Source organism: Carnobacterium gallinarum DSM 4847 (assembly GCF_000744375.1).
Lineage (GTDB): Bacteria > Bacillota > Bacilli > Lactobacillales > Carnobacteriaceae > Carnobacterium > Carnobacterium gallinarum.
Genome location: NZ_JQLU01000005.1, coordinates 1,065,649 through 1,081,215, shown reverse-complemented (window position 1 = coordinate 1,081,215; position 15,567 = coordinate 1,065,649). Strand labels below are relative to the sequence as shown.

The 15,567-nt window shown below is 33.4% G+C and carries 15 protein-coding genes; 14 read left to right on the top strand and 1 reads right to left on the bottom strand.

All coding sequences use genetic code 11. From position 1 onward, the window contains the following. Window positions 1-98: 98 nt before the first annotated feature. Window positions 99-284 carry a CxxH/CxxC protein gene (locus BR43_RS09860; RefSeq protein WP_034561588.1) on the top strand — a complete coding sequence of 62 codons (186 nt, stop codon included), beginning with the start codon at window positions 99-101 and terminating at the stop codon, window positions 282-284. Between the two features lie 61 nt (window positions 285-345). After that, complete coding sequence (rlmH, locus tag BR43_RS09855) at window positions 346-825, top strand: 23S rRNA (pseudouridine(1915)-N(3))-methyltransferase RlmH (protein ID WP_034561583.1); 480 nt, start codon at window positions 346-348, stop codon at window positions 823-825. Between the two features lie 224 nt (window positions 826-1,049). Here rlmH and BR43_RS20195 read toward each other — a convergent pair whose 3' ends face one another. Next, the gene (locus tag BR43_RS20195) at window positions 1,050-1,202 is read right to left on the bottom strand and encodes a hypothetical protein (protein ID WP_169741040.1); all 153 of its coding nucleotides are present in this window, start codon (window positions 1,200-1,202) and stop codon (window positions 1,050-1,052) included. Between the two features lie 372 nt (window positions 1,203-1,574). On the opposite strand from BR43_RS20195, the gene BR43_RS09850 reads away from it, so the two are divergent. The 12 genes from BR43_RS09850 (at window position 1,575) to BR43_RS09800 (ending at window position 15,437) form a co-directional block, all read left to right on the top strand. After that, window positions 1,575-1,856: a DUF3130 family protein gene (locus BR43_RS09850; protein WP_034561582.1), complete on the top strand. Its 282-nt coding sequence runs from the start codon at window positions 1,575-1,577 to the stop codon at window positions 1,854-1,856. Next, the gene (locus BR43_RS09845) at window positions 1,849-2,199 is read left to right on the top strand and encodes a DUF3958 family protein (protein ID WP_034561579.1); all 351 of its coding nucleotides are present in this window, start codon (window positions 1,849-1,851) and stop codon (window positions 2,197-2,199) included. Before BR43_RS09850 ends, BR43_RS09845 begins: the two co-directional genes overlap by 8 nt. Next, on the top strand, window positions 2,192-3,475 hold the full coding sequence (locus BR43_RS09840; protein ID WP_034561578.1) for an LXG domain-containing protein: 1,284 nt from the start codon (window positions 2,192-2,194) through the stop codon (window positions 3,473-3,475). The genes BR43_RS09845 and BR43_RS09840 overlap by 8 nt, the downstream gene beginning before the upstream one ends. A 14-nt stretch (window positions 3,476-3,489) precedes the next feature. Beyond that, complete coding sequence (locus BR43_RS09835; RefSeq protein ID WP_034561576.1) at window positions 3,490-4,083, top strand: pentapeptide repeat-containing protein; 594 nt, start codon at window positions 3,490-3,492, stop codon at window positions 4,081-4,083. A gap of 9 nt (window positions 4,084-4,092) precedes the next feature. Beyond that, a complete protein-coding gene (locus tag BR43_RS09830; RefSeq protein ID WP_034561574.1) occupies window positions 4,093-4,575 on the top strand; it encodes a DUF2247 family protein in 483 nt (160 codons plus the stop codon). A 313-nt stretch (window positions 4,576-4,888) separates the two neighbouring features. Continuing rightward, window positions 4,889-5,029, top strand: a complete 141-nt coding sequence (locus BR43_RS19910; protein ID WP_157463994.1) for a hypothetical protein — start codon at window positions 4,889-4,891, stop codon at window positions 5,027-5,029. Between the two features lie 163 nt (window positions 5,030-5,192). Continuing rightward, a complete protein-coding gene (locus BR43_RS09825) occupies window positions 5,193-6,740 on the top strand; it encodes a ClC family H(+)/Cl(-) exchange transporter (protein WP_157463992.1) in 1,548 nt (515 codons plus the stop codon). A 188-nt stretch (window positions 6,741-6,928) separates the two neighbouring features. Beyond that, window positions 6,929-7,768, top strand: coding sequence for a peptide-methionine (S)-S-oxide reductase MsrA (msrA, locus tag BR43_RS09820; protein WP_034561570.1), 840 nt, complete (start codon window positions 6,929-6,931; stop codon window positions 7,766-7,768). 85 nt (window positions 7,769-7,853) lie between these two features. Next, window positions 7,854-8,504: a DUF998 domain-containing protein gene (locus tag BR43_RS09815; protein WP_034561567.1), complete on the top strand. Its 651-nt coding sequence runs from the start codon at window positions 7,854-7,856 to the stop codon at window positions 8,502-8,504. Window positions 8,505-8,590: 86 nt separating this feature from the next. Further along, window positions 8,591-9,529, top strand: coding sequence for a TMEM175 family protein (locus BR43_RS09810; RefSeq protein WP_034561564.1), 939 nt, complete (start codon window positions 8,591-8,593; stop codon window positions 9,527-9,529). Window positions 9,530-10,261: 732 nt separating this feature from the next. Then, window positions 10,262-14,359, top strand: coding sequence for a bacterial Ig-like domain-containing protein (locus tag BR43_RS09805; protein WP_034561561.1), 4,098 nt, complete (start codon window positions 10,262-10,264; stop codon window positions 14,357-14,359). A gap of 172 nt (window positions 14,360-14,531) precedes the next feature. Next, window positions 14,532-15,437, top strand: a complete 906-nt coding sequence (locus BR43_RS09800) for a magnesium transporter CorA family protein (protein WP_034561559.1) — start codon at window positions 14,532-14,534, stop codon at window positions 15,435-15,437. Window positions 15,438-15,567: the final 130 nt, after the last annotated feature.

Sequence of the window (15,567 nt, the reverse complement as noted above, 5' to 3'; positions counted from 1 at the left end):
AAAAAAAGTAATGAACATTGGGGATAAGTACTGTAAAATGGTAAATAAGTGGATTCTTACTGGAATAACTTATCCACAAAAAGAAAGAGGTGCTGTGGATGAATCCGATTTATTCATGCCAAGAACATATTGAAGAAGCTTTAGATGACGCTGTTTATGGAGGTTTTGAGTTACCTGTTATGGAACAGTTTGAACCTGTGGATAACAAAATAATAAAATGTGATTATTGCAAAAGTCAACCCATATATATTGTGGTGAACAAGTGTACGCCTACCAAATCATGATTTTGAATTGTGGACATGTGGATAACTTCTGTGGATAACCTGTGATTAATGGAGGATAACTGTGAATATCAAAATTATAACTGTTGGAAAGTTAAAAGAAAAATATTTAAAAATGGGAATTGAAGAATATACAAAACGCTTAGGGGCATATTGCAAAATGGAATTAATTGAAGTGCCAGATGAAAAAGCACCAGAAAAATTAAGTGAAGCTGAAATGATTCAAGTCAAAGAAAAAGAAGGCGAACGTATTTTAGCTAAAATTCCAGAAAATGCGTATGTATTCGCTTTGGCAATTGAAGGAAAGCAACGAACGTCAGAAGAATTTTCTAAAGAAATTGAACAATTGGGAATTAGTGGGAAAAGCAATCTGGTTTTTGTGATTGGTGGATCATTAGGATTAAGTAGTCAAGTAATGAAGCGTAGCAATACTCCGATTTCATTTGGAAAAATGACATTACCTCATCAGTTGATGCGTTTAGTATTAGTAGAACAGATTTATCGTGGATTCCGGATTATGAAGGGAGAACCATATCACAAGTAGTGAGGTTTTTTATTGGGCAATGTTGTTAAATAGGGGTTAAGGAAGGAAATGGAAAGTACGTGATGTGCTTTCTATTTTTTTTTTGGAAAAAATTTTAGTTTTAAGTTGGTGTAAGTAGGTTTGTAGGCTTTCGGATTAGTAAAGGCAGAAATTTAATTTTAGTGCATGAAAAAATCGAAGTTAGAACAAACTCTTTGACTTCTTGTAAGTGATATAGTAAGAATTTATTTTCTACCTGCTCTACGTGCATTTCCACGAGCATTACTTTTCTGTGTCATTTTAGCTGCGGCTAATGTAGAAATCATTCCATTGCCGAATGCTTTGTTCGTGACGGTTTTAGCGGCTTTGAATTTTATTGCTGATTTAAGAAGACTCATAGTTGTGTTCCTCTTTTAATAGTTTTATTAGATTGATTCTATTAAAGCATCACGAGAAATATGAATACAAAAGCCACCTGATGGAGAGTCAGATGGCAAAAAGGAGTTGGCCCGAAAGCTTCATTACACTTTGGAGGAGTTGTAATAAAAAAATGAAAATAAAAAGTTAGTTTGGTTGTTGTTTAGCTCTAGGTAAGAAAGTATGCTAAAAAGGGTAAAGAAGTTTGATGAATATAAGAAGTAAATAGGGAGAAGATATTTTTGTGAACTGTTTTTTTAATAATTCTTTATATTATAATCTGATGAATTATTTTACATATTATAACTGTTGTGGTTTAATTAAACTAGACAGATACAAAAGGAGTGAAACCATTGGGAGAAATTACAACCCACTCAGAAACGGCAGAAAGTTTTTCTACTCGATTTAAAAACCATTCGGAAACAATGAAAAATAAAGGAACGAATCTAACAAAAGCAACTTCATTTAGCTATTCATCAAGCCGTTCATGTAATGATTTAGGGTCAACGCTATCTAAGTTTGTAAGCGCAGTAGGTAAAGTGAGTAGTTCGATTCAGAATGATGCGGAGAATATTTTGAAAATTAACCAAACGTTTATTGAAAAAGATAAAGAAAATGAGAAGCGGTTTGACTGATAAGCAACAGTTACAGAAAAAACTAGATCATTCTTCAAATGAACTCAGTCAATTGCTCCGCAAAACCAGTGACTTAGATCAATTACATGAGGATATTCAACGAATTAAAACCAAAGAACTAGAGTTGCTAGAAGAGGAACATCAAATTTTCAGAGGCACTGAATATACAAGTATCATTGACCAAATAATTGATGAAATTGAAGTTGAAACACAATACGCACAAAAGAAGATTAAACAGTTGATTGAAGATACTGAAGAAGAGTACTACCGAGAAAAGAAAGCCTATAATCAATTAGAAGATGACCTTCATTTTGTGAAGAATGGAGGGGTGTTAAATGACTAAAATGGATATTGGAGAGTACAAATATTTACTTAGCCAAATGAAAGAGTTAAAATTAACACTAGGCTTGAGTTTTACTGGAACCAATGGAACAATTGAAGAATTTTCAGGAGATACAAAGTTAAAAGGTGTTGCCTGGTCTTCCACTAAATCTTATTTTTCAGCAGGGTATACGCCGATGCTAGATGGATTAAGTGATGTATTCTATACAGCTATTACGACACTGGAAAACTTTATCCGTGCCTTTGAAAGTGAAGTTACTGCTTCAGGGGTAAAGTTAGATTTAGACCATCTAGAAGATTTACAACGTAGGCGTGATGAGTTACAAAGGGAGAAAACCAATTGGTTGCATCAAATAGCCGAACAAGCTTCAAAAATACCTGGGTTAGGTCATTTGTTTGATGACTATAGCGTTTTACAAGCCGAGAAAAAAGTTCAATTAATGGAAGATTTCCGAGACTTTATTCATCGACATGATAGTGATTTTTCAGAGCTAAACGGTCTGATAGAACAAGTCTTGTTAGGTTTAGAAGAACTAGGTAAGCAGCGCTCATTTAACGGAGACAAGCAAGGATACAGTCCGATTAATTTTATGAATCTAAGCTGGTCAAAAAACTTAGATAGCTACCATAAAAAACATGGTGAAGAAGTGAAAAAGGTTCAGAAAAAAGATATGGAAAACTTTAAGAATATGGCAGAGGTTGTTGGTGGTGCAGTAGCGATGGAATCATTTGGAATGAATTCAGAGCTATCTAATATGAGAACACCGTTATACGAAGCTGGAAAAGAATATTTTTCAGGAGATGGGGTTAAAGGACCCAAGAGTAAAAAAATTGATAAAGCTAATACCTCTAAAAAAAGCAATATAAAATCCAGGACACAAATTGAATTAGATGACTTAGCTAGAGATCCATCGCATGGAGGAAAAATAACGGACGACTCTAAGCTAGAAAGAGACATAGGTCTTGCATTGGAAGAACGTGGCGATTTAGGGCATATTGTTCGAGATAAGACAGCAGATGGTGGTGCCGAGTTTATAGATACAGTCACTGGAAAGAAGTATGATGTGAAAAGTTTTGTTTCCTATCCTAATGGTCATACTTCTCCTAAAAAAGGTGCTTTTACAGTTGATAGATCAATAAAAAATATTAAAAAAGAGCTCAACAAAAATTATAATTTGATAATTAATACGACAGACTTGACTCCTGAACATAGAATGGAGTTAGTTAATGAGCTTAAAAATCAAGGGATAATTGATAGAATTATATTTTATCCATAGAAAAGAGGGGTATAATGCAAATAAATTTGGAAAATGATATAAAATTGCATGGGCTATATGTTAGTAGTGTAGGAGCAAAAGGAAAGAAGCTGATTAAAGATGAAGTTAACTTTTCCAAAAATAAATTAGAAGAGATTGATTTGTCAGAAAGTTCTCTTACGGAGTGTATTTTTAGTGAAGCAATCATCAAAAAAGTCGATTTTTTTAGGGCGGAGCTCTATTCTTCCTATTTTGAAAAAACAATTATTGAAGAAACTAATTTTACAAAAGTAAAAGGTGACTTTGCTTCATTTATGAATTCCCAAATAAGTAATAGTGATTTTGTTAAGTCAGATTTTCCAGAATCTAATTTTTCTGACACAATAATTAAAGCGTGTAATTTTACAGAAATTGATATAAGAGAAGCTGATTTTACAAATTCTGTAATAGAGAACGTAGATTTTAAACTTGCTAATATTGACCAAACGATATTAAAAAATGTCAAACTAATTAATGTGAAAAATATAGATAAAGCTATGATTGAATCTATTAACATTGGATCAATTGATAATCCAATTATTTTAGAAAGTAAAGAAGCTTTTGATTGGCTAATGAAAAACAATAAATAAGAGGTATGAATGAAATTAAAAAATGTAAAACCAACAAATATTTGTTATAATTGGTCTACAATATATGTAGGTATAGAAGAAGGTTACTTTGATGAGACTGTATTAACAGACTATGCAATTGAACTTATGGAAAAAGGAGAGGATAGTGACTTTATTAATGAGATGGCATGGGGTATATCTAAAGATAAATTACCAGAAGTTATGTCGAATATTAAAATAAATTATCTCCCTGAAATTGATGAGACCAAATTCGAATGGTCATTTGAAAATGAAAAATTGAGATATGTCTATCTGGCTAATTTAAAGAATGAAAGTAAAGATAACCAAGAGCTACTAAATGGAATAGCTCAATTTCATGATAATCATAACTACCCAGAAGATATGATCCCTTTCATAAATTATATGCCTCAAGATAGCCCGTCAAATGAAAATGATATGTTGAAAAAGTTCAATGAATTTTTAAAAATCGAGAAAGAAAAATTACTTGGCTAATAAAATTTTTATGACATTATTTAAATCATAAAAATTTTTAGATTGTCTATTCATGAAACAAGAACAATCACAAATATATATTATCCTTATGAATCAATACTGAGATCGTTTTAGGATTGGTTCTTTTTATTCATCAAAAATGGCTCTTTGTCAAATCGTGTTGGTGAAGAATCAATTGACTAAAATCATGGGGTAGGTGAGGAAGTTTAATTTCTCATCTCTTCAATTTTTTATCAGAAACTGAGGAAATAAACATATTGAGCTAGAATCAAATTTAACGCATTGGAAATTACTATACAGGAGGAGAATATACATGAAAGATTTTGTTAAAATTAACAGTTCTTTAGATTTATTAAAAGTCACGGTAACTTGTGTTATAGCTGTAATTGTTATCTTTCTTGTAGCTCAATATATTGGTGAAATTCTTCTTTTTTCAAATGAATTAAGTATTTAGCAGAACAGGTTAAGTCACTAACAGTCATAAAATCAAGTTGGTATTGGATGTAATCGTTTTCGTTGCGCCTCTATGCCAAAACCTCCCTCTTATCACATTCTTACCTTGTAAATTTCCTTCATCCGCTGTACATTTATAGATAGCAATGAAGGAGCGATTTATTTTGGAGAAAGAAACACATGAGATTAAACGGTTAGATGGGACGCGGATTAAATTTATTTTGAAAGGAATTGTAGTGGGGATTTTAGTTGGACTTTTGGTGAGTCTGTTTAGGTTAGCGATTGAATACATTAGTGAACGAGTTGTCGGACTGTATTTATATTTTCAGCAGCATCCTATGTGGCTGATTCCTTGGGTATTCGTTTCGATTGTAACAGCAATTATTATTGGTTTTTTAATGAGAAGCGATCCAAATATTAAAGGGAGCGGAATTCCTCAAGTGGAGGGACAGTTGCGTGGACAGATTAAAATGAATTGGCTTTCGGTGTTATGGAAAAAGTTTCTAGGTGGAGTATTAGCCATTAGTTCAGGCTTATTTCTTGGGCGAGAAGGTCCATCAATTCAACTGGGAGCTGTTGTAGCGCAAGGGTATAGTACGTTTTTGAAAAGTACTAAGTCAGAAGAGAAGATTCTAATATCTAGTGGTGCTAGTGCAGGTCTTGCGGCGGCATTTAATGCACCGATTGCTGGATTATTATTCGTATTAGAAGAAATTCATCATTCTTTTTCACCTCTGGTTTGGCTGACTTCTTTTTCAGCGGCAATTACGGCTAACTTTATCTCATTATACTTTTTTGGTCTTCGACCGGTGTTATATATCGGTGAAATCACAGCTTTGCCATTGCAGTATTATTGGACGTTGGTTTTATTAGGAATTCTTTTAGGTGTCTTGGGATTACTTTATCAAAAAGTATTATTAGCACTGCCACAGATATATGGTAAAATCAAAGGCTTGTCGCCTAGTTTTTATGGAATTATTCCTTTTATTTTAGTTATTCCAGTTGGTTTCTTTTTCCCGCATTTACTAGGAGGAGGCAATCAGATTGTCTTAGAGTTAGGACGTCAATCACCAACACTCTGGTTTTTAGTGGGGTTATTTGTATTACGATTTATTTTCTCGATGGTGTCCTATGGTTCTAATATGCCAGGCGGGATTTTCTTGCCGATTTTGACTTTAGGAGCGGTGATTGGTACCTTTTTTGGAGTAGTTTTGGTGAATACGATTGGCATGGATCCTATATTTGTGAAGAATTTCTTGATTTTTGCGATGGCGGGTTACTTTACGGCTATTGGGAAAGCGCCGTTGACTGCGATTATTTTAGTGACGGAGATGGTGGGGAATTTCTCTCATTTGATGTCTCTGGGTGTGGTAGCATTGGTTAGTTATGTTGTCGTAGATAGTCTTGGTGGAAAACCGATTTATGAGACGTTATTAGAACGTCTGGTTGCACCAAATGAAAGCAATATTAGTGGTCAAAAAACAATTATTGAATTTCCAATTATGGCGGAAAGTTCTTTGGATGATACGATGGTACGTGATTTTACTTGGCCGAAAGACATGCTGTTGACATCCATCCGACGAGGTGAGTCAGAGCTTTTAACTCATGGAGATACAGTGATGCATGTAGGAGATGTTCTGATTATCTTAACAGATGAAGGAATTTCTCAACAAGTAAAAGAGGAAATTGAACGGAGAACAGAACTTCATTAATGCGGTTTTTTTAAGTGAAAATAGTTTTACAGCTACTTATTTTTCTGGATTTCTCAGGAAATCGGTAGCTTATTTTATTGGTTTTTATTTTATCAAATCTGTGATTAGATTAATCCTTAAAAGTGTGTTAAATTTTAAGTGTATTTCGGGTGATGATTAGTTTGAATTATCCTAAGGGAGTGAGCGAAATGAAGCTAGCACAGGAAGAAATCATAGGCACTATCTATAATCTTATTCTAAATTCAGGCACTCGTGAATGGGAAAGATTGTTATTAATAGAAACGAAAGACGCTATAGAAAGTGAAGCCCGTTTTATGGAACAAATTGAAAAGCTTGAAGCAAGATTACGCCCATTGGCATTGAGAAATAATTTAACGCCAGATGTAGCTGATTTTTATTTGAAAATCACAGATAATTCTGAAAGCGCAATCCAGTTTGATAAGTCTAGGCATGTTATTGAGGATATTGATTATCAAGAGCGTGGTTTATTTGCTGGAGGCTGTTTTTGGTGTATGGTGGAACCTTTTGAAACGAAGTCTGGCATCACCTCTGTTCTGTCGGGATATACAGGAGGGCAAATGGATAATCCTAGCTATGATCAAGTGAGTGGAGGGTATACGGGACATGTTGAAGCGGTAGAAATTATTTTTGATACACGAATTGTGAGCTATGAAGAATTAGTAGAGCTCTACTGGCAAATTACAGACCCAACTGATGCACTTGGTCAATTTCAAGATCGAGGTACTCAGTATAGCCCAATTATTTTTGTGCAAAATTTGCAACAAAGGAAAATTGCGGAGCATTCAAGACAAAAACTTATTGATTCTGGAAGGTATAAGCAACCGATTGTAACAGAAATTAAAGAAGCCAGTATTTTTTGGCCAGCAGAAAATTATCATCAAGAGTTTTATAAAAAGCAACCGAAGCGATATAAACATATCAAGCGTGCTCGGCAACAATTTTTAACTTACCAGAATTTAAAGAATCGATTTCGATTAGGCGCAAAGAAAGAACAGGAAAATTCTTGATTTTAATATAGTCGGGAAGAGAGGGTTTTATCCGATTATAAGGTGTTTAGGGTCTAGGATAAAGATTAATTTAGGAGGATAAAAAATGAGTTTTCTGAAAAAATATGGTTTTTATTTTTTTATGTTAGGTATTGTCAGTGATTTTTTGACACCGTATGTTCTCGGTGTGTTTTTCCCGAAAATGAATCAAATGAAAATGGTAATCAGTGTGTTTGGTGATGTGGATAGTCCTGTTCGTATGGCATTTCTCATTTGGTCGACGGTGTCAGGTTTATTCTTTGTTTTAGCATTGCCTGCGTTGTATCAAACAATTAAAATTGTTTCCCTTAAGCTAGCAATATTCGTAACACTAGCGGTTGGATTTTACGGGATTGGCGATTGTCTATTTACGGGGTTGTTTAGTATTAACACGGAAGAAGCGACATGGAATTTTTCGACATGGGTTCATAATATTGGATCAGCTTTAGGTTATACGGGCTTTTTACTTTTTCCATGCTTCGTGTTTTTTCTTTACCGAAAGCAAGGACGAGCTAGTTACGCTCGGCTGTATTTTATTTTAACAATAATCAGTTTTGTATTCGCTCTTATTTATGGTGTGGCTCGAATCCCAATAATTAACGGTTATTCACCTTGGAATCAAATTGGTTTTTTCCAACGCATCAGTTTCTTTTTTAATTATTTACCAATGTTCATTTTTACGTTAGATCAAATAAAACAAGGAAGAAGTAGGGCTTAATTGTTTTGAGAGTTAGATTTGATTACTGTCTTGAATGAACATAATGAAATACAGAAGCATGATATAATAAGTCCATAATAGAAGGAGTGGACGTTACGAAGGAACGAGTAGTTATTTTTGGAGATGCAATTATTGCAATTATCCTGACAATTATGGTGTTAGAGTTGCCAATTCAATATGCGACAGATGGTACGGTGAATGTACCTTCTATATTTAGTGCGGTGGGAATCTATTTTATTAGTTTCTGTTTTGTAGCCAATCTTTGGTTTCAGACAGCGTATGCTTTTAATCAGATTGAGCAAGTAAAAAATAAAAGTTTAGTAAGTTATATGTTATTGTTATTTTTTTTATCATTAGTACCCTCAGCAACTCGTTTATTAATTGAAGATACTACACAACAAACGGTTCTTATTTATGGGATTTTAACATTGATTGTGACGTTGATTATGCGTCGTTTAATTGTTGTATTGACAAAGCAGACGATTCCAGACCTTAAGTTACAAAAAAGACGGATTGATGAATTAAATCGACAAGATATGTTTAGTATTGGATTCAGAATTTTGCTGCTGATCTTTGGATTTTTCTTCAGTCAAGTAGCATTGATTATCTATTTAATTTTACCGATTATGGCCTTTTTGCAAAACATTGTAGACCGTGAAGAAGATAATTTTGTGGATACGTTGGATAATGAACAACAGACCCAATACTTTCAAGAACGGGATCATCTGTGGGGAAATACAATGAAACGCTATTCTTATTTATTACGGGATTCTTTACGTGACGGAGATGACAGGAACCCTGATCGTTGGAAGCAAATCACAAGTGAGTGGCAAGGACGAATTGATCAAGAAATTGCAGAATGTAAGCAACAATTAGTGACTAGCAATGAATCTGATAAAGCTAATTTAGAGCAAAAGATTGAACAATTAGAGAAACAAAAAGACCGTTTGCATCAGCAAGAGGAACGATTACAACACAAAGAAGTTCGATCTCAACAACGGATTCAACGTAAACCAAGAGGCTAACTAGCAATCTATTTTTGATAGAAAATAACGTCAATTAAAAAAAGGGTCTAAAGAGGAGCTTTTATTTGTTGAGTTATAAATATAGATGTTTAGAAAAACAGAATAATTTATAGCGCTTTTGATAGTTTTTTTAAGATGAGTCAGTCTAAATAGTAAAAACCCTATGAAACACATTTTTAGAATGTTGATTTCATAGGGTTTTTCTCTTTAAATGAGTTGCTTTTCATTATGTAATTATTGATTTGCCATCTTAAATTCCTTTTATTTTAATTTGTTATGTAAAAAAATTAAAAAAAAATATTTAAAAGAATTCTAAATAAAAATAAAAGCGTAAAAAGTGTTTTATTTAGTAATAAAATAAAAAGCTGTAAATCAAAGAAATTCATGAATTATGGTCATAGTTTAAAATTTTCTTTCCTATTATAAGGTTTGTTTATTATTAATGGAAAAAATATTTTGTTAGGAAAATTCATTAGAATTCGATGATAAAATAAATTTATTTTAATTTATAAGGAAAATGTATACATGGTTATTTTTTATTGATAACTACGTTATTTTTTGTAAAGATGAGTTTGACTTTTGTAAGTTGAATGGTAAACTTTGTTAAAGTTATTCGTTTATTTAATATTTATTTTATTGTTATTTATATAAAATGGATCGTTAGATAAAACGGACAAATAATGTAAGAACAGAAATAAAAAATATGGGGAAGATGGGGAGGAATAATTTGGAATGAAAAAGAAAAGAATAAGCTTGTTAGTACTTGGGGTATTTATTATGCAAGTATTTGGTTCAACTGTTAGCGCTATCGCTGTTGCTCCAAATGAGAATAATGGAGATGTAACGGCTAGTAGTGAGAGTGAACTAGTGAATGGAGAAGATCTATTAGGCAATTCTGGGAGTGAAGAAGAAAGTAGCGAAAAACCTATAGTAGAACGTGAAATACCAAACGAAGTTCAAGATTCAAGTAAAGAAAAAGAAGAACCTGATTCTATTCAACCTAGTTCTGAGTTGAATTTACCAGTAATTCAAAAGGCTACCGATTCAAGTTCACAAATTAATATAACGGACGAGATTCTATCGAGTATGACAATTGCAGATATAAATGGAACAGAATATGATCAGCTGTCTGTGAATAGAGTGCTAAATGGAACTGCAGTAGTCGCGACTTTGAATTTCAATATTGAAGATAAGGAGTACACGCCAGGTTCTACTTATACAATGAATTTACCAGATTATTTAGGTTATTCGGATATTAGTGGAGTTGTAAGTGGAGTGGATGCAGAGTGGTCAGTCGTTGCAGCTAGTAAGACATTGACTATTCGATTTAATCAAAGAATTAAAGAAGCTCAATTTAAATTAGATTTGAGAAGCTATTTGTACACTGAAAAGATGCCTTTAGTAACAATTGAAACACCTGGTCAAACAAAAAATACCTATAAATTTGATTTGTATGAAAACATAGAACCAATTAGCTATACAGAATCTCGCAACAACTATGGAATAGAAGGAGATGTGGCCTACAATTTAGATCGTACATTGTCAGGCAATCAATCTCTAGAGCTGTTAACTGCAGATTTTCCGGGAACTCAACTTGGGAAAAATGACAGAAAGCTCGTAATGAATGTGTATGATGTGGATATCAAAGGAAATCTTCTTACTGAAACAAAGCAAGAATTAGTAAAAGGTGTAGACTATACAATTGGGGAAGATACTGTTGCTAAAACAACGTTTATAGTTGCGGCGATGAACCCACAAAAAGCCTATGTTCTTTCAATCATTCGTGATCTTTATGTAGAAAGTGTCTCCAATTATGAATATTATTTAGCACAGAACTATCCAACAACTAAACTTGGTTCATTAAATTTGATGCGAACTACGGGGAAATACGGTGGCCTTGAATTTAGCGCCAAGACGAGTTTGAATCAAAAAGTGCTTATGGAAAGATTTACCAATTCTTTCTATAATGGAGGATTTCAAAGTAATCGAGACTATTCTGTAGGTATTTATGGCAATCCAGCAAAAACAACGATTGGACAAAAAATTATCATTGAAAGTCAGAATGGTCAAGAGATAGAAGATTATACATTTTCTGCTTGGAATGAATCTAGTAGTGTGCCAATTACAGACTATTTTGATATTAGTCATGAAGGAACTAAATTAGTTTTAACCGCAACGAAGGATAGCGTGTTACGTATTAGTGTAAACGGATTAAAAATACCTTTTGCGAAAAAAGATGTAACTCTAGCTTTATCGACACCAGTTATTGGACCAGATAAAGAGTTTGTTTTGCTTGCGGATCAATATGTTGAACCAATTTCGATTATAAATCCTAATAATGTAGAAACTGCTTGGGGAAACTATGATCAAAATGGAGCATATACGGGACGTACGACTATTCATGTTGATGGAAGTTCGACTAATCCGATTGAGAATTTGGAAGTTAAAGTAAAACATCCAAAATATCTGTCATTACGACCTGCTAAAAGTGTTGTTTATTATCAAATAGACAAAGATTATACTATAACAGAAACATCGGATGGTTCAATCATCAAATTTACAACGCCAATTAAATTTAAAATCAATATTCCGCTAGGGTTTAATTATGTGCCAGATAGTTTAGGCAAAGATGTTTTTATTCCAATTGATACCATACCTGTGACGATGAGCGCAGATGGTCAGGATACAGTAGATACTTCAGTTCGGACAGGTAGTAAACAAGGATCAGAGCGAACATTTCAAGGAAGTAAAAATCAATTTTTAGTAAATGCTCGAAATGATAGTTTTGATTCATTAATTGTGAATACAAAAGTTCCGACAAATGCAGAAGTGGCGTTTACTATTTATGATATTTCCAACGATATGGTGGAAAATGTTTATCCGCAATATTGGAATCGTGGTGGTGTTTATTTTTCAAACCCGATTAATCCAGGTAGTAAAGATTATCCTAATATAACGATTGATGAAGCGAAAAATAGCTATAAATTTGATTTTGGTAAAACATCCAAACGTTATATTATTGAATATAAACGTGCCAATGGTTGGATTGATAGTAGTACACCCGTATATATAACAGGAACGGCAGCAGAACCACTATATAGCAATCAAATATTATCAATATCAGCTACGGTTACTAGTGAGGGTTTGGATATCTTAACTGTTGGACAAAGTGATAATCAAACCATTAAAAATATTACGCAGAACAGCATAACAACAAAAAATATTGACGATCAAACATATAAAGTTAAAAATCCTACATTTGAAATTGTATTAAAAGGAACAACTAATGCACAAGTGGATTTAAATTCTATCATGATTGAAGGTGTACCCAGAGAAGCGTACACTGTTGAAAAAACATCAACAGGAATAAAAATTAATTTTAAAGATTACACATTAACTAAAAATGTAAAAATTGCTTATAATACACTATCAGCGAATGCGGGACAAATCTATACAGAAACAACAATTAGTTCAGAATCATTAGATCAGATGGAAAGTAGTCGCAAATTAGCTACAACATCCGCAACCGTTTTGAAATTTTCTGAAGGAGATGCGGAAGGGATTGTCTATATGGCACAAGCGAAATTCCGTACGTATCAAGAAAATGATAAAGCAATCAATGTTTCTGGTGTTCATTTTGAATTGATAGATAATGTCATTAATACTAAAAATGAATTTGTAACGGACAGCACAGGTAGCTACAATTTTGACTCGATTTTAACGGGTGAGTATACGTTGCGCGTGACAAAAGTGCCAGCAGATTACTCAGTTGATGCTGAATATCTTGCAGGAAAAGTAATTAAGTTAGCAAAAGGCAACAACCTAATCGAAGTGCCGCTAACGCCTCTTGTTGACCAAACAAGTGTGGAAGCGAAAGATTCGACAATCTATGTCGGAACTACGTGGAATGCCGTAGATAATTTCGTTAGTGCGACAGATAAAGACGGAAACATGGTTAACTTTGATCAACTAGTTGTTTCAGGCAATGTGAATACATCTAAAGTTGGCGATTATGAGATTACGTACAAAAATCAAAGTAAAGAAGCCAAAGCCATCGTGCATGTAGTCGATAATCAAGAAACGCTGGCAGTGAAAGATTCAACAATTTATGTCGGAGACTCATGGAAATCGGGGGATAATTTCCTTTCTGCCACAGATAAGGATGGGAAATCCATTCCAGTAGCTGACGTGACAGTTTTGGGAACAGTGGACACGACTACCGCTGGAATATATGATGTGACGTATAGTTATGGAAGTCAAACACAGATTGCGAAAATCACTGTAAAGGCTGATTTATCAACGGTTGTGGTTAAAGATTCAACATTATTTGTTGGAGATAAATGGGTCTCGAAGGATAACTTTATCTCCGCAACTGACCGAGATGGTCAGATAATTCCTTTTGACCAAGTGATTATTGAAGGTACGGTAGATACACAAGAAAAAGGGGAACACAAAGTAGCTTATACAGTTGAAATAATTGCTAATTCTAAATTATTATTTTCACGAATTCTGCAAGTAAATAGTAAGCAGTTAACAAGTGTAGCCACAATTACGGTCATTGAAAGAGAGATTCGACCAGTGGATCCAGATCCGAGTACTCCTGATCCTGGTGAGAAACCAGAAGTAGAAACACCGAAAGTAGAGATTCCAAAAACAGAAATACTAAAAGAAAATATAACTAAACCAGATAATAGTAAATTTGACGAAAAAGAGGAGTTTCCTAAAACGGGGGAACAAGTTAACTATTATGTAGGGTTAGTTGGCGTAATAAGTGTTCTTTTATCGTTTGCTTGGTTTGGGAAAAGAAAGAGATTCCCAATAGAAAAATAAATTTTAGCCGGAGGCAGATGTCTCCGGTTTTTTGATGTGCTTGGTCTTTTGTTGAATTATGATAGATTAAAGAATACAATAAAACTGGCGGTTACTTAATAGTAGATAAAATTGTAGCATAAATCGTTTTTTTATTTGCCTAAAAAATTCATAAATAACAGGAGCTGAGCGGATGATTAATAAAACAACTTTTAATGAAAATAAGTGTGAATGGATTGATATCAATACGACAAATAGCGAAGAATTATCTAAACTATATGAAGGATATGGTATTGATAGTGAAGTTTTAGCATATTCTTTAGATAAAAATGAAAGAGCCCATATTGATTATGATGAGTCGTCTAATACATTTGTGCTGATTTATAATGTTCCAAATCAAGAAAAAATTGAGAATCACTATGAAACTATTCCAATGACTTTTTTAGTGAAGGATCATGTCTTGATAACTGTGAGTAATGACAAAAATGCCTATGTTGCCAAAATGATGAAGCAATATCTAAGCAAATATCCAACTATTTCAACTTTTAAATTTCTATTCAGCAGTTTATTTATGATTTCCGATTCTTATTTTCCCTTAGTGGAAGAGATGGATAAGGATCGCAAGAAAATTAATGATAAATTAAAAGAAAAAACAACTAAGCAAAATTTGCTAGAACTATCGGATTTAGAGATCGGGATTGTTTATTTAGTTTCAGCATCTAAGCAAAATGTCGTGCTGTTAGAGCAAGTGAGAACCCATGCGATTTACAAGAAGCTAGACGACTCAGAAAAAGAACAACTTGAAGATGCTTCAATTGAAGCGAAACAATTAGTAGAAATGACTCAATTAACTTCTCAAATTCTGCAGCAGATTTCAGGGACGTATAACAATGTGTTAAATAATAACTTGAATGATACCATGAAAATATTGACGGTGTTATCTATTTTACTGACAGTTCCAACTATTATTACCGGATTTTTTGGAATGAATATGCCTTTGCCGTTAGAGCACAATGTCATGGGATGGTTGATTACGATTGTGATTAGTGTCGTTTTATGGTTTACTTTGTCATTGATTTTACGGAAGATTATGAAGTAAGAGTACATGATAATTTTAATTAAAATCAAAAAAACCACCTGATGGAGAGTCAGGTGGTAAAAGGAGTTGCCATAGTTCTAAAGTATCCTTTAAAATTATGACCTTCATTAAACTTTGGAGGAGTTGTAAT

Excerpts from the sequence above, each read along its gene's own strand:
- BR43_RS09815 (WP_034561567.1), top strand. The coding sequence starts at position 7,854 with ATGAGTTTTCTGAAAAAATATGGTTTTTATTTTTTTATGTTAGGTATT.
- BR43_RS20195 (WP_169741040.1), bottom strand. The coding sequence starts at position 1,202 with ATGAGTCTTCTTAAATCAGCAATAAAATTCAAAGCCGCTAAAACCGTC.
- BR43_RS09840 (WP_034561578.1), top strand. The coding sequence starts at position 2,192 with ATGACTAAAATGGATATTGGAGAGTACAAATATTTACTTAGCCAAATG.
- BR43_RS19910 (WP_157463994.1), top strand. The coding sequence starts at position 4,889 with ATGAAAGATTTTGTTAAAATTAACAGTTCTTTAGATTTATTAAAAGTC.
- BR43_RS09805 (WP_034561561.1), top strand. The coding sequence starts at position 10,262 with ATGAAAAAGAAAAGAATAAGCTTGTTAGTACTTGGGGTATTTATTATG.
- BR43_RS09860 (WP_034561588.1), top strand. The coding sequence starts at position 99 with ATGAATCCGATTTATTCATGCCAAGAACATATTGAAGAAGCTTTAGAT.
- msrA (WP_034561570.1), top strand. The coding sequence starts at position 6,929 with ATGAAGCTAGCACAGGAAGAAATCATAGGCACTATCTATAATCTTATT.
- BR43_RS09835 (WP_034561576.1), top strand. The coding sequence starts at position 3,490 with ATGCAAATAAATTTGGAAAATGATATAAAATTGCATGGGCTATATGTT.
- BR43_RS09800 (WP_034561559.1), top strand. The coding sequence starts at position 14,532 with ATGATTAATAAAACAACTTTTAATGAAAATAAGTGTGAATGGATTGAT.
- BR43_RS09830 (WP_034561574.1), top strand. The coding sequence starts at position 4,093 with ATGAAATTAAAAAATGTAAAACCAACAAATATTTGTTATAATTGGTCT.